The organism is Cryobacterium sp. TmT2-59, assembly GCF_004403545.1.
Classification (GTDB): Bacteria; Actinomycetota; Actinomycetes; order Actinomycetales; family Microbacteriaceae; genus Cryobacterium; species Cryobacterium shii.
Genome location: NZ_SOGM01000037.1, coordinates 16,943 through 41,656 on the forward strand (window position 1 = coordinate 16,943; position 24,714 = coordinate 41,656).

At 69.6% G+C, this 24,714-nt stretch carries 21 protein-coding genes and 2 tRNA genes; 8 read left to right on the forward strand and 15 right to left on the reverse strand.

What is annotated here, in order from left to right:
* Window positions 1–111: 111 nt before the first annotated feature.
* The 8 genes from E3T24_RS06115 to topA all read right to left on the reverse strand — a co-directional run bounded on the left by E3T24_RS06115 (window position 112) and on the right by topA (window position 9,706).
* Entirely contained in the window at window positions 112–1,095 is a 984-nt protein-coding gene (locus E3T24_RS06115) for a Gfo/Idh/MocA family oxidoreductase (RefSeq protein WP_134434424.1), read from the reverse strand.
* 109 nt (window positions 1,096–1,204) lie between these two features.
* Window positions 1,205–1,876: a DUF998 domain-containing protein gene (locus tag E3T24_RS06120; RefSeq protein WP_134365431.1), complete on the reverse strand. Its 672-nt coding sequence runs from the start codon at window positions 1,874–1,876 to the stop codon at window positions 1,205–1,207.
* A 243-nt stretch (window positions 1,877–2,119) separates the two neighbouring features.
* A tRNA-Thr gene (locus E3T24_RS06130) sits at window positions 2,120–2,195 on the reverse strand.
* A gap of 51 nt (window positions 2,196–2,246) precedes the next feature.
* Window positions 2,247–2,885 (reverse strand): TetR/AcrR family transcriptional regulator, encoded by a 639-nt coding sequence (locus tag E3T24_RS06135; protein WP_134365432.1) that lies wholly within the window; start codon window positions 2,883–2,885, stop codon window positions 2,247–2,249.
* Between the two features lie 90 nt (window positions 2,886–2,975).
* A complete protein-coding gene (locus E3T24_RS06140) occupies window positions 2,976–4,544 on the reverse strand; it encodes an alpha/beta hydrolase (RefSeq protein WP_241975881.1) in 1,569 nt (522 codons plus the stop codon).
* A 38-nt stretch (window positions 4,545–4,582) separates the two neighbouring features.
* Window positions 4,583–5,746, reverse strand: a complete 1,164-nt coding sequence (locus E3T24_RS06145; protein ID WP_134434425.1) for a DNA polymerase III subunit delta' — start codon at window positions 5,744–5,746, stop codon at window positions 4,583–4,585.
* A gap of 259 nt (window positions 5,747–6,005) precedes the next feature.
* Entirely contained in the window at window positions 6,006–6,623 is a 618-nt protein-coding gene (gene tmk, locus E3T24_RS06150) for a dTMP kinase (protein WP_241975882.1), read from the reverse strand.
* The gene (gene topA, locus E3T24_RS06155) at window positions 6,620–9,706 is read right to left on the reverse strand and encodes a type I DNA topoisomerase (RefSeq protein WP_134410484.1); all 3,087 of its coding nucleotides are present in this window, start codon (window positions 9,704–9,706) and stop codon (window positions 6,620–6,622) included. Before topA ends, tmk begins: the two co-directional genes overlap by 4 nt.
* A 140-nt stretch (window positions 9,707–9,846) precedes the next feature.
* On the opposite strand from topA, the gene E3T24_RS06160 reads away from it, so the two are divergent.
* A complete protein-coding gene (locus E3T24_RS06160; RefSeq protein WP_134365437.1) occupies window positions 9,847–10,089 on the forward strand; it encodes a hypothetical protein in 243 nt (80 codons plus the stop codon).
* Between the two features lie 95 nt (window positions 10,090–10,184).
* Here the strand turns inward: E3T24_RS06160 and E3T24_RS06165 are convergent, their stop codons facing one another.
* The 5 genes from E3T24_RS06165 to E3T24_RS06185 form a co-directional block, all read right to left on the reverse strand.
* Window positions 10,185–10,604 (reverse strand): Rv3654c family TadE-like protein, encoded by a 420-nt coding sequence (locus E3T24_RS06165; protein ID WP_241975883.1) that lies wholly within the window; start codon window positions 10,602–10,604, stop codon window positions 10,185–10,187.
* Entirely contained in the window at window positions 10,604–10,951 is a 348-nt protein-coding gene (locus tag E3T24_RS06170) for a TadE family type IV pilus minor pilin (protein ID WP_241975884.1), read from the reverse strand. The genes E3T24_RS06165 and E3T24_RS06170 overlap by 1 nt, the downstream gene beginning before the upstream one ends.
* Window positions 10,952–10,958: 7 nt before the next feature.
* Window positions 10,959–11,129, reverse strand: a complete 171-nt coding sequence (locus E3T24_RS18245; protein ID WP_134402693.1) for a DUF4244 domain-containing protein — start codon at window positions 11,127–11,129, stop codon at window positions 10,959–10,961.
* 243 nt (window positions 11,130–11,372) lie between these two features.
* Window positions 11,373–12,446 carry a type II secretion system F family protein gene (locus E3T24_RS06180; RefSeq protein WP_134434426.1) on the reverse strand — a complete coding sequence of 358 codons (1,074 nt, stop codon included), beginning with the start codon at window positions 12,444–12,446 and terminating at the stop codon, window positions 11,373–11,375.
* A gap of 47 nt (window positions 12,447–12,493) precedes the next feature.
* A complete protein-coding gene (locus tag E3T24_RS06185) occupies window positions 12,494–13,711 on the reverse strand; it encodes a TadA family conjugal transfer-associated ATPase (RefSeq protein WP_134434427.1) in 1,218 nt (405 codons plus the stop codon).
* A gap of 435 nt (window positions 13,712–14,146) precedes the next feature.
* Between E3T24_RS06185 and E3T24_RS06190 the strand changes: the two genes are divergently transcribed.
* From E3T24_RS06190 to E3T24_RS06200, 3 genes are all read left to right on the forward strand, one after another.
* A complete protein-coding gene (locus E3T24_RS06190; RefSeq protein WP_134434428.1) occupies window positions 14,147–14,779 on the forward strand; it encodes a GPR1/FUN34/YaaH family transporter in 633 nt (210 codons plus the stop codon).
* Between the two features lie 172 nt (window positions 14,780–14,951).
* Window positions 14,952–16,907 carry an acetate--CoA ligase gene (gene acs, locus E3T24_RS06195; RefSeq protein ID WP_134366075.1) on the forward strand — a complete coding sequence of 652 codons (1,956 nt, stop codon included), beginning with the start codon at window positions 14,952–14,954 and terminating at the stop codon, window positions 16,905–16,907.
* Between the two features lie 185 nt (window positions 16,908–17,092).
* The gene (locus E3T24_RS06200) at window positions 17,093–18,337 is read left to right on the forward strand and encodes an acyltransferase (protein WP_134434429.1); all 1,245 of its coding nucleotides are present in this window, start codon (window positions 17,093–17,095) and stop codon (window positions 18,335–18,337) included.
* Window positions 18,338–18,525: 188 nt separating this feature from the next.
* On the opposite strand, the gene E3T24_RS06205 is transcribed toward E3T24_RS06200, so the two are convergent.
* Window positions 18,526–18,996, reverse strand: a complete 471-nt coding sequence (locus E3T24_RS06205) for a RidA family protein (protein ID WP_134402805.1) — start codon at window positions 18,994–18,996, stop codon at window positions 18,526–18,528.
* A gap of 3 nt (window positions 18,997–18,999) precedes the next feature.
* Entirely contained in the window at window positions 19,000–19,164 is a 165-nt protein-coding gene (locus E3T24_RS06210) for a DUF4177 domain-containing protein (protein WP_134367998.1), read from the reverse strand.
* 50 nt (window positions 19,165–19,214) lie between these two features.
* On the opposite strand from E3T24_RS06210, the gene E3T24_RS06215 reads away from it, so the two are divergent.
* From E3T24_RS06215 to E3T24_RS06230, 4 genes are all read left to right on the forward strand, one after another.
* Entirely contained in the window at window positions 19,215–21,761 is a 2,547-nt protein-coding gene (locus tag E3T24_RS06215; protein ID WP_134434430.1) for a transglycosylase domain-containing protein, read from the forward strand.
* On the forward strand, window positions 21,758–22,741 hold the full coding sequence (locus E3T24_RS06220; RefSeq protein ID WP_134367996.1) for a metallophosphoesterase: 984 nt from the start codon (window positions 21,758–21,760) through the stop codon (window positions 22,739–22,741). Before E3T24_RS06215 ends, E3T24_RS06220 begins: the two co-directional genes overlap by 4 nt.
* A gap of 112 nt (window positions 22,742–22,853) precedes the next feature.
* Window positions 22,854–22,927 (forward strand) — tRNA-Pro (locus tag E3T24_RS06225).
* 106 nt (window positions 22,928–23,033) lie between these two features.
* The gene (locus tag E3T24_RS06230; RefSeq protein ID WP_134367995.1) at window positions 23,034–24,518 is read left to right on the forward strand and encodes an MFS transporter; all 1,485 of its coding nucleotides are present in this window, start codon (window positions 23,034–23,036) and stop codon (window positions 24,516–24,518) included.
* The last annotated feature ends 196 nt before the right edge of the window (window positions 24,519–24,714 follow it).

Consider the following 24,714-nt stretch of genomic DNA (forward strand, 5'->3'; position numbering starts at 1 on the left):
CCCCCTCGTGTTGGTCAGAATATCGGCGGGCACCACCCGATGGAGGGGGCGGCGGCCGGTTGCCCCGCGCTGCGGGCACCCCAGTTAGGGGCACGCCGGCTCGGGGTTTCGCTATTCGCCCGGGTACCGCAGCCCGATCTGCGCGCGCACCAGGTCGAGCGTCTCCATGATCGCCACCGCCTCTTCGACCGGCATGATGTCGCTCGAGATCTTGCCGGCCCGGATCAGCTGCTCGGCCTCGGCCGCCTGGTAGTGCATGCCGCGCCCGGTGATCTCGGCGGTGAAGGTCTCGACGACCTCGTTGGCGCTGTTGAGCACCCGGAAGTCCGTGGGCGCGTACCAGGTTCGGTCGATGTCGATGCGGCCTCGCGTGCCGAGGATGGTGGCCGTGTTCGGGCCGGCCGTGTCGCTGGCCGACAGGGTCTGGGCGATCTGCCCGCCCGCGTAGCGGAAGATCGTGGCCACCTGCGCGTCGGCGCCGGTCGCCTTGAAGGTCGCGCTCGCGAGCACGGTCTCGGGGCGTCCGAACAGTTCGGAGGCGAACGTGATCGGGTAGATGCCGAGGTCGAGGAGCGCCCCGCCGCCCAGGTGCAGGGCGTTCAGCCGGTGCGCCGGGTCGTCCGGCAGGTCCTGGGTGTGGTCGGCGATCAGGGAGCGAACGTCGCCGAGGGTTCCCTCGGCGAGGATCTCACGGATCCTCACCATGTGCGGCAGGAAACGGGTCCACATGCCCTCCAGCACCAGCAGCTCCAGCCGCGCACCGAGGTCGGCGATCTCGCGCGCCTCGGCCCCGTTCAGGGTGATCGGCTTCTCGATCAGCACGTGCTTGCCGGCGTTCAGGGCGAGCCTGGCGTTCTCGGCGTGGAACGGGTGCGGGGTCGAGATGTAGATAATGTCGACATCCGGGTCGGCGGCCAGAGCCTCGTAGCTCGGGTGGGCCGTGGGGATGCCGAACTCCGCCGCGAAGGCGTCGGCCGAGGCCTGCGAGCGAGATCCGACCGCCTGCACCGTGAAGCCGTTCAGGACGAGGTCGTTCGTGAAGGAGTGGGCGATCCCGCCCGTGGCCAGGATTCCCCAGCGGATTGAGTCGGTCATGGAACGAGCCTAGCGAGTGCGCGGCGCGAGCGGGCCTGCCGGGCTGCTGGTCAGGCGCGCGGGTCAGGCCTGGGCTGGCCGGCGGGTCAGGCCTGGGCTGGCCGGCGGGTCAGGCCTGGGCTGGCCGGCGGGTCAGGCCTGGGCTGGCCGGCCGGCCGGGGCGACGGATGGCGGCGCTCACCAGATAGGTCCAGCCGAGGATGCCGGCCAGGCACAGCCGTTCCGCGAGGCCCAGCAGCTCCGGGACGAACGCGGTGGTCACCCCCAGCGCCAGCAGCCCGGCGGCGGCCAGGGCGGCGAGGCTCACGGCCGCCGGGACGGCCCGGTGCACGTCGCTGCCGCGCATCCAGACCGTCAGCACGGTGACCGCGGCCAGGGCAGCCAGGAACCCCGACCCGGCCACACCCAGGTGCGCGAGGCCGGTGGGAGTGTGGGTGCGCACAACCAGGTCGCCGGGTGCGGGGACATCCGTGGGCAGGGCGGCGAGGATCGCGGAGCACGCTCCCCCCATGAGCAACAGCAGCAGACCGGTGCGCCGCGTGCGGGAGGCGGGACCGACCGAGCCGATGGCGAGGACCGCGGCCCCGGTCGTGACCGCTCGGCCGAGGAAGTTGAGGTTCATCAGCCAGCCGTACGGGCCGACCGCGAGATTGCTCTCGGCGTCGCGGATCGGGCTGTAGTGCGGCGGTAGCAGCTGCAGCACGACGTCCACCAGGACATAGGCCGCCACGCCGAGCATGGCCGCCAGGGCGAACCGCCGGCCGGCCGCCGCGGACCGCATCCCCGGCGTCGAAACCGCATCCTCCCCCGCTGTGCCCGCACCCGCCCCTGCACCCGCCCGCGAGACCACCACAGCGTGCCCCTAACGAATTCGACGGAGATTTTGCCCACATCGGGCTCAAAACCCTGAAAACAACAGTTTTACAGCAGAATCTCCGTCGAATTCGTTCAACGGCGGGCCGGGGTTGTGGCCGGGCGACGACCAACGCGGAGGGTCCGGGTGACCGCGGGCGGAGAGTTTACGTGGAGCCGCCTATCAGAATCGAACTGATGACCTTCTCATTACGAGTGAGACGCTCTACCGACTGAGCTAAGGCGGCGTGACGCACGATTTCCCCTTGCGGAGACGCTCGGTGACACAGCAACTAAGCTTAGCTGGTCTGGCGGGTCATCTCGCACAGCTGCGCGAAGGATGCCGTCACATGCTCGGCCAACGGCCGCGCCGGTTCCTCCTCGGCCCAGCAGCGCCAAGCGTGGCGGAGCGCCGCCACCGTGACCAGCGTGAAGAGGAGGGCCTTCTGCTGCAGCTCGGCCGACTCGGCACCGAGCTCGGGGTGGTCGGTGACGAAGCGCCGGCCGATGATCTCCTGCAGCCGGCCCTCGAAGGTGCGCAGGGTGGCCATCCGCATGCCGAACAGGTAAGGGTTCTCCTTCATCACCGTGCGGCGCAGTTGGTGGATCTCGCGGTCGCCCTCCGTGCTGCGCAGGCTGTCGGAGAGCAATACGGCCAGCTGGGCCAGGATGTCCTCGCTCGGCCCAGCGTGCACGAAGGCCTCGATCTCCGGCTCCGACGCCAGGTCGAGTTCGTCGCCGACCAGCGCGGCATCCTTGGACGCGAAGTAGTTGAAGAACGTGCGCGGCGAGATGTCGGCGACCCGGCTGATGTCCTCGACGGTCACCTTCTCCAGGCCCCGGTCACAGGACAGGGTCAGGACCGCCCGCTGGATGGCACGCCTGGTCGCCAGCCGCTTCCGCTCGCGCAGGCCGGGTTCATCGTTATGCACCGACATGGCTCAATTCTTACACGGTGCGCAAATCTGCAGCCGGATGCCCGGCCCGTCCGACCGGGCCGGGTCCGGCTGGGCCTGGCCTGGCCTGGGTCAGCACATCGGGTCGCTCGCGGGCACCGCGCCCTTCAGCAGGTAGTCGTCGACGGCCGTGTTCACGCAGGCGTTCGACTTGTTGTAGGCGGTGTGCCCCTCACCCGTGTAGGTGACGAGGGCGCCGCTGTCGAGCTGGTCGGCGAGGCTCTGGGCCCAGACGTACGGGGTTGCCGGGTCGTTCGTGGTGCCGACGACCAGGATCGGGGCGGCCCCTTCGGCCTTGATCTGGCTGCGTTCCCCGGTGAACTTGTACGGCCAGTTCGCGCAGCCGATATCGCCGAAGGTCATGTACTTGCCGATCGTCGGCGCGGCGGCCTCGATCTCGGCGGCCTGGGCACGCATCAGCGCAGGGTCCGCGTTGTAGCTGTAGTCGACGCAGTTGATGGCCATGAAGGCCTCGGTGGAATTGTCGAGGTATTTGCCGTCGGCGGAGCGGCCGTTGTAGCCGTCCGCGAATTGGAAGGCCACGTCGGCGTCCCCGTTCAGCACGCTGGTGAACATCTCGCTCAGGTTGGGCCACGCCGTGGCCTGGTAGAGCGGGTAGATGATCGCCGTGAGCAGCGTGTTCGCGCCGAGCTGGCGGCCATCCGTGGCTGTGATCGGACTCACGTCGACCGAGGCGAGCAGCGCCCCGATGGTGGCCATGGCGTCGTCGACGGAGCCGTCGAAGGGACAGTTCTCCCCCGCCAGGCAGTCGGCCAGGTAGGACCGCAGCGCGTTTTCGAAGCCGGTGGCCTGCACCCGGGTGACGTCGGCGTTGGTGGTGGAGGGGTCCAGCGCGCCGTCGAGGGCGAGCCTGCCCACCTTGCCGGGATACAGTTCGGCGTAGGTCGCGCCGAGGAAGGTGCCGTAGGAGTAGCCGAGGAAGTTGAGTTTCTTGTCTCCGAGGACGGCGCGCAGCAGGTCGAGGTCGTGCGCTGCGCTGACGCTGTCGACGTGGCCGAGCAGGGCGCCGGTGTTCTTCTGGCAGGCGTCGCCGAAGTCGGCGGCCGCCACCGTGAGCTCCTGGATCCAGGCGTCCGAGCCGCGGGCCGCGACGGGGAGTCCGTAGAGGTACTCGTCCATCTGGGCGGGCTCGTAGCAGGTGACGCTCGAGGAGCGGCCGACGCCGCGGGGGTCGAACCCGACGACGTCGAAACCGGCCTGCAGCTTCGCATCCGTCGCGTAGTCGAGGGACTCTTTCGCGAAGTCGTACCCGGATCCGCCGGGGCCGCCGGGGTTGACGAGCAGGGAGCCGACCCGGGTGCCCGTGGCCGGATGCCGCACCAGCGCCAGGTCCACCTTCTCGGTGCCGGGGTCGGTCCAGTCGAGCGGCGCCGAGGCCGTGGTGCACTGCAGGCCGTCGCCGCAGTCCTTCCACTTCAGCACCTGGCTGTAGAACGGTTTGAGGGCGGCGCTGACCTTCTCACCCGTCGGGGCGGACGTCGTCGGCGCCTGCTGCGGCAGGAACAACGGCACGCAGCCGGTCAGGCCGAGCGCGAGCACCAGCGCAGCCACCGTGGTGCGGGCCAGCACCGTCTTTCCAGCCAGCACCGGGGCGGTGCGCAAACGGGTTCGTCTGGTCAACGGGTTCCTCTTCCGTGGTGCCTGGTGCGTGGGCGATGTCATCGGCGGATCGCCGAGACAAGCATTGCCTCGAGGGCAAGGGCCGGCGCCACATTCGATTCGATTCTCTGCCGGGCCTGGGCGATCGCATCCAGTGTCGCCAGCGTCGCGGGGGGCGCGCAGGCGGCGCTCGCGGCCCGCACCTCAGAGAGCAGCTCGCGGTTGATCACGCTGGCCTCGCGACCCAGCTGCACCATGATCACGTCGCGGTAGAGCGAGGTCAGGTCCACCAGGATGCGGTCGATCCCGTCGCGGAGGCTGCGGGTGGCCCGCCGCTTCTGGTCGTCTTCGAGGGCCTTGATCTGGCTGCGCAGCCCGGGCGGCACGGACTGGCCGGGCTCCACGCCCAGCGATCGCAGCACGCCCTCGCGTTCGGCGGCGTCACGCTCGAGGGTGATCGCCTTCGCGTCGTCGCCGGCGATGGCCAGCAGCCGGGCAGCGCCGTTCACGGCCGCGGACACGCCACGGATGCCGAGGGCCGCCCTAAGGGTCTCCTCACGCCGGGCGCGCGCCTCGGGGTTCGTCGCCAGGCGCCGCGCCATGCCGATGTGGCTCTGCGCCTCGCGCGCGGCCCGCTCGGCGGTGGCCGGATCGACGCCGTCGCGGGCGACGAGCAGGCCGGCGACGTCGTCGATGCTCGGCACGCGCAGCCGCACCGAGCGCACGCGGGACCGGATGGTGGGCAGCAGGTCGGCTTCGCTCGGGGCGCAGAGGATCCACACGGTGCGCTCCGGCGGCTCTTCGAGCGCCTTGAGCAGCACGTTCGAGGTGCGTTCGACCATGCGGTCGGCGTCTTCGACCACGATCACCCGGTACCGGCCCACCGAGGGCGAATACTGCGAGCGCTTCACGGCTTCCTTGACCGATTCCATCTTGATGATGACGCCCTCGGTCGACAGGACGATCAGGTCGGGATGCGTGCGCGCGTCGACGAGGCGCCGCGTGGTCTCCAGGCCGTCTTCCGTGCCCGGGCTCAGCAGCGCGGTAGCGAACGCGAAGGCGAGATTCGAGCGGCCGGATCCGGGCGGGCCGGTGATCAGCCAGGCGTGCGTCATGGCCGACGGCGCCGCCGAGCGCGCCTCATCGCCGGCCGGCCCTTCGGCCGCCGCGCGGAAGATGGCGATCGCATCCGCCTGACCCGTCAGATCGTCCCAGACTCGCATCGAACCAGAGTACCTTCCGCCGGTGACAGAGGGCTTGGAACTCGTGCTGAGGCGTGGTCAGCCGAGCGAGCGCCCAGCGAAGCGCCCAGCGAAGCGCCGTGTCCGGTGCCGAACCAATTCGACGGAGATTTTGCCGAAAACGGCCGGTTTAGGGCCCAAAACAGTGTGTACGGGCAAAATCTCCGTCGAATTCGTTAGGGGCGGGGGTTTCTGCGGCGGCGCCGGCCTGGGAGTGACTCATGCCCGCGACTGCGGAAGGTCAGAGCAGTGCGGCGACGCGCTCACGGATGACGGCGGCGATCTCCGCGACCGGCAGCGCGGCATCCACGACCAGGAAACGCTCCGGCTCGGCCGCAGCCAGCCCGAGGAACGCGGCGCGCACCCGGCGGTGGAAGTCGCTCTTCTCGGCCTCCAGCCGGTCGAACCGCTTGTTATCGGCGTCGAGCCGCCCGCGGGCGACGTCCTCGTCGAGGTCGAGCAGGATGGTGAGCTCGGGCAGCAGACCCTCCGCCGCCCAGAGCGACAGTTCGCGGATCTCGTCCGCACCCAGCACCCGCCCGGCACCCTGGTAGGCGACGGATGAGTCGAGGTAGCGGTCCTGGATCACCACTTCGCCGCGGGCGAGCGCCGGGCGCACCGCGGTCGCGATGTGCTGCGCGCGGTCGGCCGCGTAGAGCAGCGCTTCCGCGCGGGGGGACACCTCGCCGCGGTGATGCAGCACGATCTCGCGGATCAGGACGCCGACCGGCGTGCCGCCGGGCTCGCGGGTGCGCAGGACGGTGCGTCCGCCCTGCTCGAGCCAGTCGGTGAGGAGCTGCGACTGGGTCGTCTTGCCTGACCCGTCGCCGCCCTCGACCGTGATGAACAGCCCGGTCACGACTGCGCGGATGCCTGGTTCGCGGCGGCCTTGGCGGCCGCGGTGGCCGCCCGGGTCGCTGCGGCCTTCGCTGCGGTCGCCGCCTTCTGGGCGGGGGTCCTGACCACTGCGGTGCGGGCCGTCCCGACCTTCGCGGCACTGGTCTTCGCCGCCCCGGTCTTCGTGCCCGGAGCCCTCCGCACGGTGGTGGTGGCCCCCGACGCCGTCGTCGTCTTCACGGCGGCCTTCTTGGCTGGCGCCTTTTTCACGGCCGCCTTCTTGGCCGGGGCCTTCTTCGCCGGCGCCTTCTTGGCCGCGGCCTTCTTCACGACCGGTCCCTTGGCACGCTTGTCGGCCAGCAGCTGTACGGCGCGGTCGAAGTCGACCTCCTCCACCGTTTCGGCCTTGGGGATGGTCGCGTTGGTGACGCCGTCGGTGACGTAGGCGCCGAACCGGCCGTCCTTGATCTTGATGGCCTTGCCGCTCTCGGGGTCGGGCGCCTCGAACTCCTTGAGGGCGCTCGACGCCCGCCGTGCGCCGTACTTGGGCTGGGCGTAGAGCTCGACCGCGCCGGCCAGGTCGATCTCGAAGATCTGGTCCTCGCTGGTCAGCGAACGGGTGTCGACGCCCTTCTTCAGGTAGGGGCCGAACTTGCCGTTCTGCGCCGTGATCTCGGAACCCGATTCCGGGTCGACGCCCACCGTGCGCGGCAGGGCGAGCAGGTGCAGAGCGGTGTCGAGGTCGATCGTGGCCAGGTCCATGGTCTTGAACAGCGAAGCCGTGCGCGGTTTCACGGCGGCGACCTTCTTAACCGCGCCCTTGCGCTTGGGCTTGGCCGCGGCGGCTGCCGTGGCGGCCGTGGTCGTCGCGGCGGCCTCGGCGGCAACCGAATCGGATAGCAGCGTCACCTCGCCGGTCACCGGGTCGATGGTCTCGCCCGGCTCGACGACCTCGGCGACCGGCTCCAGCTCGGTGACATAGGGACCGAACCGGCCGTCCTTCGCCACGATGCTCTTGCCGTTCTCCGGGTTCACGCCGATCACGCGGTCGGTGATGACCGGCGCGTCGATGAGTTCACGGGCCTTCGCCGGGGTCAGTTCGTCGGGCGCGAGGTCCGGCGGGATGTTGACGCGGCGCGGCGGCGCATCCGGGGACGCCTCGGGGTCGATGACCTCGAGGTAGGGACCGTATTTGCCGATGCGCAGGGTGATGTCATCGCCGATGGGCATCGAGTTGATCGAGCGGGCGTCGATCTCGCCGAGGTTGTCGATGACCTGGCGCAGGCCGCGGTGCTTCTCGGAGCCGAAGTAGAAGCTGGTCAGCCAGTCGACCCGGTCGGCCTTGCCGTCGGCGATGCGGTCGAGGTCGTCTTCCATCTCGGCGGTGAAGTCGTATTCGACCAGGTCGGAGAAGTACTCCTCGAGCAGGCGCACGACGGAGAACGCGATCCAGTTGGGCACCAGGGACTGGCCGCGCGGGGTGACGTAGCCGCGCTCGGTGATCGTGGAGATGATCGATGCGTACGTCGACGGGCGGCCGATGCCGAGCTCTTCGAGCTTCTTGACCAGGCTGGCCTCGGTGTAGCGGGCGGCCGGGGTGGTCTCGTGGCCCTTGGCCTCCACCTCGAGCAGGGTCAACTTCTGGCCCTCTTCGAGCGGCGGCAGCTTCGACTCGGTCGCGTCGGTGGGCGCGTTGCGCTCCTCGTCGCGGGATTCCTCGTAGGCCAGCATGAAGCCGCGGAAGGTGATCACGGTTCCGCTGGCGGAGAACTCGGCGAGCGCTCCGGATGCCGCGGGGTGCGCGGCGGGACCGGTCGGGCCGGCCGCGATGGTGACCGACGCGGTCGAACCGGTCGCATCCGCCATCTGCGAGGCGACGGTGCGCTTCCAGATCAGGTCGTACAGCTTGAAGTCGTTGCCGCGCAGGGTGGACGCGAGCGAGGGCGGGGTGCGGAAGGTGTCGCCGGACGGGCGGATCGCCTCGTGCGCCTCCTGTGCGTTCTTGCTCTTGCCCTTGTACAGGCGGGGCTTGTCGGGCACGGTTTCCGCGCCGTAGAGCGCCGACGCCTGGGTGCGTGCGGCCGTGATCGCCTGCTGCGAGAGCGACGGCGAGTCGGTACGCATGTAGGTGATGTACCCGTTTTCGTAGAGCGACTGGGCCACGCTCATGGTCTGCCGGGCGGTGAAGCGCAGCTTGCGGGCGGCCTCCTGCTGCAGGGTCGAGGTCGTGAACGGCGCGGCCGGGCTGCGCCGGTACGGCTTGGAGGCCACCTTCGTCACGGTCAGCGCGACGGACGGCTCCTTGAGGGCGTCGGCGAGAGCGAGGGCGGATGCCTCGTCGAGCGTGACCGCGGACACCTTCGGCTTGAGCTGGCCGAGGTCGTCGAAGTCGCCGCCGGACGCGATGCGCTCACCGTTGAGGCGGACGAGCTTGGACTGGAACGCGGCATCCGTCGCCGACGTGCCAGGGGCGAGCTGGGCGATCAGGTCCCAGTAGCCGGCCGACACGAACGCCAGGCGTTCGCGTTCGCGCTCGACGACGAGGCGGGTGGCCGCGGACTGCACCCGGCCGGCGGACAGGCCGGGGCCCACCTTGCGCCAGAGCACGGGCGAGATCTCGTAGCCGTAGATGCGGTCGAGGATGCGCCGGGTCTCCTGGGCGTCGACGAGGGCGGTGTCGAGGTCGCGGGTGTTGTCCTTGGCCTGGAGGATCGCTTCCTTGGTGATCTCGTGGAAGACCATGCGCTTCACGGGGACCTTGGGCTGCAGCACCTGCAGCAGGTGCCAGGCGATGGCCTCGCCTTCGCGGTCCTCATCAGTTGCGAGCAGGAGTTCGTCGGCGTTCTTCATGGCCCGCTTGAGCTCGGCCACGGTCTTCTTCTTCGCGTCGGACACCACGTAGTACGGCTCGAAGCCGTTGTCCACATCGACCGAGAATTTGCCGAGGGGACCCTTTTTGAGTTCCGGCGGGAGGTTTTTGGGCTCAATCAAGTCGCGGATGTGGCCGACCGAGGACAAAACCTCGTAGCCGTCGCCCAGATAGGCGGCGATCGACTTCATTTTCGTCGGCGATTCGACAATGACCAGCTTCTTAGTGCCTGGCACCAGACTCCTCTTTATAGGTACGGGTCCAAGGATGGGCCAAGGCACACCATACACACTGCACCGGAGTCCCTGCCAACTCGTGCCGGACCGCCACCGGCATTGGGGGTTGCCAGGCAGGCGCTCGCGGAGACAATAGAAACATGGCTACAACAGCAACGGGCACGTACACCGCGAAGCTCACGGACGGCCCCCTCGAAGGCAAAACCGTCACCACCGAGTTCCTCGAATCCGGTGATCCACGGCCGCGACTCGAAATCCCGGCCGACTCCGGCAAGAAGCGGTATCTGTACATGCGCGGCGCCGGCCTCGAATTCGGCTCCTCCGAGTTTCCGGAGCGCCCCACCGCCGTCGACTACCGTTTCATCGAGGCCGTTTTCGACTGATCCGGCGCGACTGAACCGACGCGACTGACCCGGCTCGACAGATCCGGCCAGTAGGTCTGACCCGCCTGACCTTCCCGCCCCGCCGACCGCGCAGGTCAACCGGGCGGCGGTCCCGCGCGTGACCGTGCACCCAGGTCGAGGCCGAGGTAGCCGCGCCCGATGCTGACCGAGGCGATCAGCCCCTCGACCGAGCACGCGGTGACGGATGCCCCGTTGAGCCTGGCCGCCTCGGCTGCGGCCTCGCAGGGCACCCCGGCCACGGCGCCCGAGGCCGTGTCGGCGGCGGCCAGCGCCGCGGCATCCGCGGACCCCTGCACCGCCCGCCCGACCGCCAGCACGGCGAACAGCGGAACGACCACCGCCGTCACCAGGAGCACCGCGCCGATCACCCCGACCGCGAGCACCGTGCCGGACCCCCGTTCGCCGCGCCCTGACCGCGTGCGCGGAAACTGAGCCCGGCACATCCAGGTGCGGAACCGGCGCATCCGGGTCCATCGAAACAGGGTCCGCCGCATCAGAGCCCCCCGGCGAGCGCGCAGGACCCGGCCGTCAGGGTCAGCCCGAAGGCTGCGAAGGGCGAGAAGGCGCTCGGCACGCTGAGCCGCACGCAGACGAATTCGCCGCGCCGCTCCGACGTCAGCGAGGTGCCCGGCACGGCCCGGTCGACGAGCCCCGCGGCCCGGTCGGTGCTGTCCCCGCGGGCGAGGGACCGGGCGGCGCCGGCCGCGGCATCCGTCAACCGCACCTGCTGGCCGACGACCTGCACGGCCCCCAGGCAGCAGGCCAGCACGAGCAGCACGGCCGGCACGACGGTCGCGAATTCGGCGGTGACGCTGCCACGCTCCCCGGTGTGCCGCGGCACCGGTCGGCTACCCCACGGTGAGGGCATTGCGCACCAGGTCGGTGAGGATGCCGCGCACCTCGTCGCCGCGCAGAATCACGATCAGCAGGCCGGCGAAGCCGACCGCGGCCATGGTCGCGACCGCGTATTCGGCCGTCGCCGCCCCGGTCTCGTCGCGCCGGCGCGGCCACGCCCGCATTAGGCGGGAGCGCCGGCCCGAGGAGCCGGCGTTCGAGGCCCAGCGCGACGTGCCGGCCGGGTCGAGTGTGCCCGCGGGAACGGTGGGACCGGTGGGGGTGGGACCGGTGCTGGTTGGATCGGTGCTGGGCATGCGTTCGTCTCCTTCTCGCGTCGGGCGACGCGGTGTGTGGCGGCACGAGTGCACCCAGACTCTCCCGGCACGGGTCGGCCCGATCGCCGGGGCGGAAATCGGTGCGATCCGTCAGAAGACCAGGACTGTGGAGGACAGGACGGTCACCAGCAGCGGCACGACCCCGATCAGCATGAAGGCGGGCAGCACGCAGACTCCGAGCGGGATCATCAGCGTGACGCCGAGGGTGGCGGCCCTGCGCTGGCCGTCACTGCGGGCGTCCCGGCGCAGCTGCTCGGCTTCACTGCGCAGCAGCTCGGCGGCCGGGACCCCTGCCCGCTGCGACAGGGCGAGCACCTGCTCGATGGCGGCCACCGAGTGCCCGCGGCGCAGCGCGAACCGCTCGGCAGCCGCGTCGACCAGGCCCCGGGCCCGGTCGATCGAGCCGCCGCCGGTCATGGCGATCGCGGTCAGTTCGAGTTCGAGACCCGGGGTCTGGTCGCGCGCCCGGGCCCCCCGGACGAGCCACCGGTTCCAGCGGTCGGCCGCCAGCATCAGCGCCGCCCCGCCCGCCAGGCAGACCCAGCCCGGCACGGTGAGGAACAGCGTGCGCAGCGTGTCGAAGCCCAGCAGGCTGCCGAGCAGGACGCCGACTACGGGCAGGAACGCCACCATCCGCGCCGTGGCGCTCGGCCCGGCGAGGGCGACCTGGAGGTCGGTGTGCAGTTGTCCGAGCTCCCGGAAGGATCCCGCGAGCTGGCGCAGGCAGGCCGCCAGCGGCGCCCCGGCCTGGGTGGCCACCTGCCACGCCGCCGCCAGCCCGAGCCAGGCCTCGCCGACCGGACCGCCGAGCAGGCCGGCCTCCGCGGCGACGGCATCCGCGATGCTCTCGCCCCGGCGCCCGGCGGCGGCCGCCGCACGGATGATCGGCGCGGGCTGGGCGGGCGAAGTCGTCGATTCGCGCCGGGCCGTCGATGCGCCTCGAGCCGTCGATGCGGGCGCNGCGGCCGCCGCACGGATGATCGGCGCGGGCTGGGCGGGCGAAGTCGTCGATTCGCGCCGGGCCGTCGATGCGCCTCGAGCCGTCGATGCGGGCGCCCCCGGCGGGGCCTCGGGGCCTCCGCTCGCAGAGGTCACGTCGAGATATTCCCAGGCGGAGGCCGGCGAGACGCCCGCGGCCAGCAGCACCGCAAGGCGCTGGGTCACCTGTGCGACCTGCTCCATCGCCGGTTCGGGTGTCCGGCGCCACCGTCTCACGGCGGGTCCCGCGGCAGTGTGTCCTTCGGCGTCGGGTCCCGCGGCAGCGCCGGGTCCCTTGGCTTTGTGTCCCTCGGCAGCGCATCCGTCGGGGCTGCGGCGGCCCGCCTGCCGTGGCCCCTGGTCGCGGCGCCCTGGCCCCGCTCCTCTCGCTCGACCGGCACGGTCACCAGCCGGTGGCCGTCGAGCGCGAACCGGGCCGGGGGCGCGAGCCGGCGCAGGCCGTCGCGGCGCTCCAGGTGCAGCACCAGCCCGATCGCGCTCACGGCCTGGCGGGTCACCGCTTCGGGGCTCATCCCGGCGAGCGCGCCGAGCGCCTCCAGCCGGGCCGGGATGTCCCGCACCGAATTCGCGTGCAGGGTTCCCGCGCCGCCGTCGTGGCCGGTGTTCAGGGCCGCCAGCAGTTCCCGGATTTCGCCGCCGCGGCATTCGCCGAGCACGAGCCGGTCGGGGCGCATCCGTAACGCCTCACGCAGGAGGCTGTCCAACCCGATCCGCCCGGCCCCCTCGAGGTTCGCCTGGCGCGACTCGAGCGCGACGACGTGCGGGTGGTCGATGCGCAGTTCGGCGACGTCCTCGATCACGACGATGCGTTCGCCCGGCGGCGCCTCCCCCAGCAGGGCCGCGAGCAGGGTGGTCTTGCCGCTGCCGGCCGCGCCCGTGATCAACAGATTCTCCCGGTGGTGCACCGCGGCCCGGAGCCGCTGGACGAGACTAACGGCCTCCTCACCCGGCCCGAACAGGCCGGCCTGCGCGAGCGCGGCGAGACTCGGTCGCGCGGCCCGGGGCAGCCGGATCGAGAGCAGGGTGCCGGTGCTCGACGCCGGCGGCAGAACCGCATGAACCCGGATGCCGTCGGAGAGCCTGACGTCGACGCAGGGGCTGGCCTCGTCGATGTGGCGCCCGCCGAGGGCGATCAGACGCACCGCCAGCTCGCGCACCTGCGTCTCGGGGCAGGCCCAGCCCGGCTCGCGCACGAGGCCGTGACCGGCGTCGACCCACAGCCCGGCTTCGCCGTTGACGAACAGGTCGGTGACCTGCCGGGCGGCGGCGAACCGGGCGAGCGGGCCGAGCCCGGAGACATCGAGGGCGGGCTGGTCTGGGGCGGGCGCGTCTGGGGACGGCGTGTCGCGCGCCGCGCCCTCGAGTGTCGGCCCGGCAGGAGCCGCGCCCTGAGCGGCGTAGGACGGCACGGCGATGAACGGAGACGGCATGCGTCGACGGTAGGCCCGGCGGCGGCGCTGTGCGGTCAGGCCCGTGCACCTGACAGAAACGAGGCGACCCGCGCCCTGGGGAGGAGCCCCGGTCGGAATCCACCGGGTGAAAACCGCCGGTTAAAAAAAGGGGGGCGGCACCTATTGGGGGGAACAGGTGCCGCCTCGGCAGTGCGTTGATTGGGGGGAACCAAACACACCGCAGGTCTAAACTTTCGTTCGGACGTGTCCCAATGTACAAGGGGAATTACAGATGCGCAAGTCCTTTGTGTCCTCATAAATGAGGACATGGATCCATGCGGCCTGATGGGCCCACAATTAGGGGTGTTACCGCAGCGAAATTTGCCCTCAATGTCATCGAAATCATGACGCCGGGCCGTGGTGTAGCTTGAAGAGGACGCCAGTGCTGGCGCCAGGGGAAAATTGAGGGGTTCAATGAAGAACATCGATACGGACTTACAACCCGAGGCGAATGCGGCTCCCGCAGCCGTCGTCAGCGGTCCCGCTTCATTCGCAGATCCAGCAGCGCTCGGTCTGGGCGCATTCGCCCTGACAACGTTCGTACTCAGCACCGTGAACGCCGGTCTTCTTCCGGCAACGGTTGAACCGATCGTGTTCAGCCTGGCTCTCTTCTACGGCGGCATCGCACAGTTCGCGGCCGGAATGTGGGAATTCGCCAAGGGCAACACCTTCGGCGCGACAGCCTTCACCTCGTTCGGCGCCTTCTGGATGTCGTTCTGGTACCTGGCTACAGCGACCGATTTGTCCGCCGCCGGCGCGGACGCCGGCAAGGGAGTGGGCGTCTGGCTGTTCGCCTGGGCGATCTTCTCCTTATATATGACCATCGCGGCACGCAAGACCAGCATGGCCGTCTTCCTGATTTTCGTTGTTCTGACCGTCACCTTCTTCTGCCTCTCCATCGGCGCGTATTCCGGCGTCGTCGCTTTCACCCGGGTCGGGGGCTGGCTGGGACTGATCACGGCGCTGCTCGCCTGGTACGCCTCGTTCGCGGTCGTGGCAAATTCCACGTTCAAGCGAAACATGCTGCCCGTAGGACCGGCAGCGTAAGACCACACCCGGCTGCCGCAGGCGCCGAGTTACCCCACGCCACGGCGGGGACAGTTCGGCGCCGGCAATGGCCGCAACGCCCCGATTCGCGGGGCACCGCACGAGCCGGTCCTGGCCTCCACCGGGCCGGCCGTCGAACCGAAACCACGCATCGCAAAGGAGCGACATCCGCATGAGTGTAAAGATCGACAACCTTCTCCACGAAACCCGTAGATTCCCGCCGACGCCGGAATTCGCGGCCCAGGCCATCGCAACTCCCGCGCTGTATCAGGACGCCGCGGACGACCGTTTGAAGTTCTGGGCTGACCAGGCCCGCGAACTCCTGGACTGGAAGAAGCCGTTCACGAAGACGCTCGACTGGACGAACCCGCCCTTCGCCAAGTGGTTCGAAGACGGCGAATTGAACGTGGCCTGGAACTGCCTCGACCGGCACGTGCTGGCCGGCAACGGCGACCGGGTGGCCCTGCACTTCGAAGGCGAGCCGGGCGACTCCCGGGACATCACGTACGCCGAGCTCACCGCCGAGGTGAAGCGGGCTGCGAATGTGCTGACGAAACTCGGCGTGAACGCCGGCGACCGGGTAGCCATCTACCTGCCGATGATCCCCGAAGCCGTGATCGCGATGCTGGCCGTGGCCCGCATCGGTGCCGTGCACTCCGTGATCTTCGGCGGATTCAGCGCCGAGAGCCTCCGCTCGCGCATCGACGACGCCAATGCGGTGCTCGTGATCACCGCCGACGGCGGCTACCGCAAGGGCAAGGCCTCCGCGCTCAAGCCGGCCGTCGACGCGGCCCTGGAGAGCGGCGAGACCACCGTGCGCAACGTGCTCGTCGTCAAGCGCACCGAAGGCTTCGTGGAGTGGTTCGACCGCGACCTCTGGTGGCACGACGAGCTCGCCTCGGTCGACGCGGAGCACGAGGCCGAGGGCTTCCCCGCCGAGAACCCGCTGTTCATCCTCTACACGTCGGGCACCACCGGAAAGCCCAAGGGCATCCTGCACACCACCGGCGGCTATCTGACCCAGACGGCCTTCACCCACAAGAACGTGTTCGACCTGCACCCCGAGACGGATGTCTACTGGTGCACCGCCGACGTCGGCTGGATCACCGGCCACAGCTACGTGGTCTACGGCCCGCTCGCCAACGGCGCCACCCAGGTGCTCTTCGAGGGCACTCCGGACACCCCGCACCCGGGCCGCTGGTGGGAGATCATCGAGAAGTACAAGGTGAGCATCCTCTACACGGCGCCCACCGCCATCCGTACGTTCATGAAGCTCGGCCGTCAGATTCCGCAGGGCTTCGACCTGACGAGCCTGCGCCTGCTGGGGTCGGTGGGCGAGCCCATCAACCCGGAGGCCTGGATGTGGTACCGCGAGGTCATCGGCGGCAACGTCGCGCCGATCGTGGACACCTGGTGGCAGACCGAGACCGGGGCGATCATGATCTCCGCCCTGCCCGGCGTGACGACCACGAAGCCGGGTTCGGCGCAGTGCCCGATCCCCGGTGTGGTGATCGACGTGCTCGATGACGAGGGCAACCACGTCGGCCGCGACAACGGTGGCCTGCTCGTGGTCACCGAACCGTGGCCGTCGATGCTGCGCGGCATCTGGGGCGACCCGGAGCGGTTCAAGGAGACCTACTGGGAGAAGTTCGGTTCGGAGAACCCGCGTTACTTCGCGGGCGACGGCGCCCGCCTCGACCGCGACGGTGAGATCTGGCTGCTCGGCCGGGTCGACGACGTGATGAACGTGTCGGGGCACCGCCTGTCGACGGCCGAGATCGAGTCGTCGCTGGTGGCGCACCCGATGACGGCCGAAGCGGCCGTGGTCGGAGCGCACGATGACACGACCGGCCAGGCCGTGGTGGCCTTCGTCATCATCAAGTACAGCCACCTGGAGGAGTCCTCGCACGCGGACCTTCAGGCCGTGCTGCGGGCGCACGTGGCCCAGCAGATCGGTGCGATCGCGCGCCCCCGCCAGATCTTCATCGTGAACGAGCTGCCGAAGACGCGCTCGGGCAAGATCATCCGGCGTCTGCTGCAGGATGTCGCGGAGGGCCGCGAGGTCGGCGACACGACCACGCTGGCCGACACCTCCGTGATGACGGCCATCATGTCCACCCTGAAGTAGGGCCGGGTCTCCCCCGCCTCCGCTTCCGCTTCCGCTTCCGCTTCACTGCTCCGCTCCTAACCAATTCGACGGAGATTTTCGCGAAAACCAGCCCACAGCATCCGTTTGGGCCTGTTTAAGTGAGAATCTCCGTCGAATTCGTTCGCGGAGGAAACACTCAACCGCCGCGCCTAGCGTGGTGGGCGATGACTGACCCTCGCCCAGCCCCGCCCGGCCGCCTGCTCGCCCTCGACGCTCTCCGCGGGGTCGCGGCGCTGATCGTGCTGGTGCACCACGTGTCGATGACCGTGCCGGCGATCTCCGCGGCCTACGAGTCCAGCGACGGCGTTGCCCTCTGGTCGGTGGGCTGGTGGACGACGCTGTCCCCGCTCAAGATCCTGTTCGCGGGGCCCGAGTTCGTGCTCGTCTTCTTCGTGCTGAGCGGATTCGTGCTCGTGCTGTCGCCCCTGGCGGCCACGGCCTACAACTGGCGCTCCTACTTTCCGCGCCGGATCATCCGGCTCGCGGTTCCGGTCGTGGTGTCCGTCGCCCTGGCCGCCGCCTGGATCGCCCTCGTCCCCCGCACCGGTGGCGATGCCGGCGGGGCCTGGCTGGCCCGGCAGGACGATCCGAACGTCGGCCTCGCCAATCTGCTGAGCGAGGCCAGCGTCATCGGCTCGACCAACCGGCCCGATGTCAACCCGCCCCTGTGGTCGCTGGCCTGGGAGATGTGGTTTTCGCTGCTGCTCCCGGCCGGGGTGCTGCTGGCCGCGGCCACCCGGCGGTGGACCCCGATCTGGGCAGCGGTCCTGATCGCGGTCTCGGGGTTCGGCTACGTCGAGCACATCGAGCCGCTGATGTATCTCCCGGCGTTCGCGCTCGGCACGCTGCTCGCGGCGAACGTCGACGCTCTACGCGCCCGCGGCGCCGCACTGACCGCGCATCGCTGGGGCACCGTCGCCTGGGTCGGCCTGACCGCGCTCGGGCCGCTCCTGCTGATCGCGCACTGGCTCGTGCGGCCGCTGGTTTCCGGTCCGTGGGGAGACCTGACCCTCGCCCTGCGCGTACCGGGTGCCGTGCTGATCGTCGCCGTCGTCGCCCTGTGGCCGCCGCTGCAGAGGCCGCTGACCGTTCGCCCCCTGGTCTGGCTGGGGTCAATCAGCTTCAGCCTGTACCTCGTGCACTTCCCGATCGTGGTCGCCTTCGGGAACATCTTCGGCCCGTCCCGGTGGTGGCTGGCCGCCCTGGTCTCGGTGCCGCTCAGCCTTCTGCTGGCCCAGCTGATGTACCGGTGGGTCGAGCTCCCGTCGCAGCGGTTCGCTTCCTGGGCCGGGCGGGCGGCGGCGCATCCGTCACGCCCGGCGCGCCTGACCCGCGCCGCCCGCGTGACCCGCGCAGCCCGCGTGACCCGCGCAGCCCGCTCCGCGCAGCGCGCCGCGCCGCCCGCCTAAACCGGCCCCCAACGCAGCCCCCTCCAACCAATTCGACGGAGATTTTGGGCTAGAACGCCGTTTCAGAGCCCATTTCGCACTTTTAAACCAAAATCTCCGTCGAATTCGTTCGGGGCTGCCGGCCTCAGCACGGGGAGCGGGGGCCAGGCGAGGGGCGAGGGGCAGGGAGCGAGGGGCAGGGAGCGAGGTCAGGCGAAGGAGACGATCAGCTCCAGCTCGACCGGCGAGTCCAGCGGCAGCACGGCGACGCCGACGGCCGAGCGTGCGTGCACGCCCCGGTCGCCGAAGATCTCGCCGAGAACCTGCGACGCCCCGTTGATGACGCCGGGCTGGCCCGTGAACGACGGGGCGGATGCGACGAAACCGGTGACCTTGACGATCTGCGTGATGCGATCGAGCGAACCGATCACGGCTTCGATCGCGGCGAGCGCGTTCAGCGCGCACTGCCGGGCGTACGCCTGGGCGTCGGCGGCGGGAACGAGGCCGTGGCCGTCACCGACCTTGCCGGTGGCCGGGAGCGCCCCGGAGACCATCGGCAGCTGACCGGAGGTGAAGACCAGCGAACCGCTGATCACGGCCGGAACATAGGTGGCGACGGGCGGCACGACGCTGGGCAGGTCGATACCCAGCTCGGCGAGGCGGGCTTTGATCTGTGACATGGTTCAGGCTCCTTCGGTGGCGAGGGGGCGCTTGAGGTAGGCGACGAGCCCGCCTTCGGGCCCGGGAACGACCTGCACGAGCTCCCAGCCGTCAGAGCCCCAGTTGTTCAGGATGGCTGCTGTGTTGTGAATCATCAGCGGGGTGGTGAGGTACTCCCAGGCAGGCATATGGCTCCGATTCAGGCTGTTTTTCAGATTTGTCACTTAGTCTCAATTGTATGTCTGCCATAAATCGTTCGGTCAGTGGAGCCCTCGCCGGGCTCCTCGGTTTCGTCGGGATGAGCGCCATCGCCGGCGTCCTCGTCACCGCTGCGGTCACTCCCGCGCTGGCCCTCTCGGGCATGACCGCCACGAACACCATCAACGTCTTCGAGAACCTACCCGATTACCTCTCGATCGACCAGCTCTCGCAGAAGAGCAATATCTATGCCATGCACACCGACGGCACGCCCCAGCTGCTCGCATCCTTCTACGACCAGAACCGCGTTGAGGTTCCCTGGGATGGCATCAGCCAGTTCGTGAAGGATGCCGCCGTCGCCGGTGAGGACCCGCGCTTCTACGAGCACGGCGGCATCGACCTCGAAGGCACCATCAAGGGCGTCGTGAGCACCGTGGCCACCGGCAGCGCCCGCGGCGGCTCGTCGATCACCCAGCAGTACGTCAAGAACGTTCTCGTGCAGAAGTGCGAGGTGCTCGCCGACCAGAAGAAGCGCACCGCCTGTTACGACCTGGCGACGGAGACCAGCCCCGACCGGAAGCTCAAGGAGATGCGCCTGGCGATCGGGGTGGAGAAGAAGTACCCCAAGGACGACATCCTGCGGCAGTACCTGAACATCAACGGTTTCGGCGGATCCGTCTACGGCATCGAGTCCGCTGCCAATTACTACTACAACACCAGCGCCGCGGCCCTGACCCTGCCGCAAGCCGCCAGCCTCGTGGCCATCGTGAACAACCCGGTGAAGTTCCAGCTCGACGACCCCGCGAGCGAAACCAACGGCGCCGCCAATGGGTACGCCGCCAACAAGGAGCGCCGCGACTACATCCTCGGCGAGATGCTCAAGTACAAGAAGATCACCCAGGCCGACTATGACGCCGCGCTGGCCACGCCGATCGAGCCGACCATCACGGAACCGAGCACCGGCTGCCAGACCGCCGGCGGCAGCGCGTTCTTCTGCGACCTCGTCGTGCACACCCTGCAGACTGATTCGACGTTCGGAGCCGACGAGGCCGCACGGTTGGCCAACTTCCGTCGCGGCGGCTACAACATCTACACGACCCTCGACCTTGACCTGCAGGACGCCGCCGAGGCGACCCTGACGGAGAACGTCCCCAAGACGGACCCCAACTGGGATGTCGGAGGCGTCATCACGAGCGTGCAGGTCGGAACCGGCCGCGTGCTGGCCATGACCCAGAACAAGGACTACAGCCAGGACCCGGCAGTCCAGGCCACCGGTGCGAACTTCACCGGCATCAACTACAACACCGACATCGACCAGGGCGGCTCGAGCGGGTTCCAGCCCGGCTCGACCTACAAGGTCTTCACCCTGGGCGAATGGCTGACCGAGGGACACGCGCTCAACGAGCGGGTCGACTCCCGTCGCAAATCGGACTGGGGCGTGTTCAAGGACAGCTGTAACGGCAACGCGAGCTACGCCTTCAACCCGAAAAACGATGCGAACGAGTCCGGCGCCAACTACAGCGCACTCCAGTCGACGATCGGCTCCATCAACACCGGATTCATCGGGATGGCGAAGAAACTCGACCTCTGCGGCATCCGTAAGACGGCCGAGGCCTTCGGCGTACACCGTGCCAACCTCGAACCGCTGGAACAGGGACCCTCGGCGGTGCTCGGCACGAACGAGGTCGCCCCGCTGAGCATGGCCGTCGCCTTCGCCGGCATCGCGAACAACGGCGTCAAGTGCAGCCCCATCGTGATCGACAAGATCATCGGGCCGGACGGCACCGAAATGGCCCCGCCCAAGTCCGAGTGCACGCAGGCGGTCACCCCTGAGGTCGACGCCGGCATGACCTATGCCATGCAGAAAGTGATGACGGAGGGCACCGCCACCGCGTCAAACAGCGCGACGAAGCCGCGCGTGCCGATGATCGGCAAGACCGGTACCACCGACGGCAACAAGGACACCTGGATGAGCGGGTCGAGCAGCAAGGTCGCCACCGTCGTGGGCGTCGTCAGCGTCACCGGTGACATCAACCAGCGCCAGGTCTACTGGGACCAGGGCACTGCCGCCACCGCCCGTCACCGGATGTGGCCCGCAGTCATGTCGGTCGCGAACGCGAAGTACGGCGGGGAACCCTTCGCCGAGGCCTCCGGCAAGGTGCTGCAGGCCGTGCCGATTCCGATCCCTGACCTGCGGGGCAAGTCCATGGCCGACGCGACGTCCGTTCTGCAGGCCGCCGGGTTCGAGGTCGTGGACGGCGGAGCAACCGACTCCGAGCTGCCCGCCGGAACCGTGGCCCGCACCGACCCGTCGGGCACCGCGAGCCGCGGCGCCACCATCACGGTGTTCTCCAGCAACGGCAACCTCGGCGCGGTACCCGACGTCGTCGGCAAGACCGAGGCCGAGGCCACGGCCGCCCTTCAGGGGTTCGCCGTGGATAAGAAGGAGCAGGACGTCACCGATCCCAAGCAGGTGGGCATCGTTCTCTCGATGACGCCCGCCGGCGGCACGGGTGCGGCAGCCGGCAGCGCCGTCACGATCGTGGTCGGCAAGCTCGCCAACGGCAACGGAAAGGGCAACGGATGAGCCGGGCCGGCTCCGCGGGCCGCGCCCTCGCTCTGAGCACCGGCGCGGTCGTCGCGGCCGGAGCCGCCGCGTTCGCCTGGGGTTCGCTCGTGGAGCGCCGCATGTTCACCCTGCGCGAGGTTGACGTTCCGGTGCTCGCGCCGGGTTCGGACCCGATCAAGGTTCTGCACCTGTCCGACCTGCACATGGCGCCCTGGCAGCGCGACAAGCAGGAGTGGGTGCGCGGCCTCGCCGGGCTGAAGCCCGACCTGGTCGTCAACACCGGCGACAACCTCGGTCACGCCGACGGAATCCCGGGGATCGAATATGCGCTGGAGGCGTTCCGCGGCATCCCGGGCATCTTCGTCAACGGTTCCAACGACTACTTCGGGCCGATTCTGAAGAACCCACTGAAGTACTTCGGTGCGCCGTCGCTGCTGCGCACGGCGATGCACGAGAAACTCGACATCGACGGGCTGCACGCCGTCTTCGCCGACCTCGGCTGGGTCGACCTCAACAACGCCGCCGGCGCGCTGGACCTCAACGGCACCCACCTCGAGCTGTTCGGCGTCGACGACCCGCACATCAGGCGCGACCGCCTCGACCTGATCACCCGCGCCATCGACGACCTGCGGGCGAGCGACCCGCTCTCCGAGGAGCACTGGCCCGACCCCGAGGAGGCCAGCGAACCGCGGCCGACGCTCACGATCGGTGTCGCCCACGCGCCCTACCAGCGCGTGCTCAACTCCTTCGTGAACCACGGCGCCCAGCTGATCCTGGCCGGGCACACCCACGGCGGCCAGGTCTGCGTTCCCCGGTTCGGCGCCCTCGTCACCAACTGCGACATCCCGCGCCAGCAGGTCAAGGGGCTCAGCCTCTGGGACTCCGGCTTGCACTCGGCCTACCTCAACGTGTCCGCGGGCCTGGGCACCTCCATTTACGCGCCGGTGCGTTTCGCCTGCCCGCCGGAGGCCACCCTGCTCACGCTCACTGCCGCGTAGGTCGCGGCCGCGCGCGGGTCACCCGCAGCTCGCGGGCAGGTTGCGTGAAGGCCGTCCAAAGGTCGAGACCTGCCCGTTCGTGGGGTTATACTTGACAAGGCTTACGGGCCATCGGGGTATGGCGCAGCTTGGTAGCGCGCGTCGTTCGGGACGACGAGGTCGCAGGTTCAAATCCTGTTACCCCGACAGATACACAAAACCCCCACTCTTCGGAGTGGGGGTTTTCTGTTCCCCACAGCGTTCGACGCACCACGGTGTTCGATCCACCCCAGCGTTCGAGAGGATCCGGACCATGTCCAAGACCACCCCGTCCAAGACCCCCGGGGCCTCCCCGCCCGCACCCGTCGTCTCACGGCACGCCTGGCAGGCCCTCGTCGTGCTGCTGGCCGGCATGTTCATGGCCCTGCTCGACACCACCATCGTGAACGTGGCACTGCCCACCATCCGCACCAGCCTCGACGCCTCGGAGGCCACCCTCTCCTGGATCATCTCCGGCTACGCGCTCGCCTTCGGAATCGCCCTGATCCCGGCCGGCCGGCTCGGGGACCGGATCGGCCATAAGTGGGTCTTCTTCACCGGGCTGTTGCTGTTCACCCTCGCCAGCCTCGCCTGCGGGCTCGCGCAGAACGACCTGCAGCTGATCATCGCCCGCGTCGTGCAGGGCCTCGCCGGCGGCATGTTCGTGCCGGCCGTCACCGCCGTGATCCAGCTGCTGTTCCCGCCACTGGCCCGCGGCAAGGCGTTCGCCATCATGGGCTCGGTCATCGGCGTCTCCACGGCGCTCGGCCCGATCCTCGGTGGCCTGATCATCCAGGCCTTCGGCGACGAGAACGGATGGCGCCTGGTCTTCTGGGTCAACCTGCCGATCGGCGTCGCGGCCCTGATCGCCGCCGCCATCCTGCTGCCGGCCGGCGCCGAGCGCGCCGCCGGTGACGAGCGCGGCGGCATCGACTGGGTGGGCCTGCTGCTCATCTCCGGCGGGCTGGTGGCCCTGCTGGTGCCGCTGATCGAGGGCCAGGACCAGGGCTGGCCGCTCTGGACCTACCTCACCCTCGCGGCCGGTGCGCTGCTGGTGGTGGCGTTCGGAGCCTGGGAGGTTCACTACACGCACCGGGGCAAGAGCCCGCTGGTGCCGCCGAAGCTGTTCCGGCATCCGGCCTTCAGCGGTGGCATCGTGCTCGCCCTGGTCTATTTCGCGGCCTTCACCAGCATCTTCTTCACCATCTCGATTCTCTGGCAGGCCGGGCTCGGGCACACCGCGCTCGAGTCGGGGCTGGTCTCGATTCCGTTCGCCTTCGGCACCATCATCGGGGCGTCTCAGAGCAACCGGCTGGCCCAGCGGCTCGGCCGCACGGTGCTGATCATCGGCGTGGCGCTGGTCACCATCGGGCTGGTCTGGATCTGGCTCGCCCTGCTGCTGATCGGTCCCGAGATCACGAACTGGGAGCTGCTGCCGCCGCTCGCGATCGCCGGCCTCGGCAGCGGGTTCTTCATCGCCCCGAACGCCCAGTTCATCGTGGCCACCGTGGACCGCTCGGAGGCCGGCGCGGCCAGCGGCGTCGTCGGCGTGATGCAGCGGGTCGGCAGTGCGGTCGGCATCGCCGTCATCGGCAGCGTGTTCTTCGGCACCCTGGTGGTGGCGGGCCCGACCCCTGCGGCCCTCGCCGACGGCTTCACCGCCAGCGCCACCGCTGCGATGGGCGTCAGCGCCGCGTTCAGCGTGCTGGCCCTGCTGCTCGTGTTCGTGCTGCCGAAGCGGGTCAGTGCCGCGCGGTAGTGCGCGCGGAGGTTCAGTCGGCGGCGGCCGCGGCTCGCGGCAGCCGTTCGCGGCAGCCGTTCGCGGCAGCCGTTCGCGGCACCCGTTCGCGGCACCCGTCCGCGGCACCCGTCCGCGGCACCCGTCCGCGGCACCCGTCCGCGGCACCCGTCCGCGGCACCCGTCCGCGGCACCCGTCCGCGGCACCCGTCCGCGG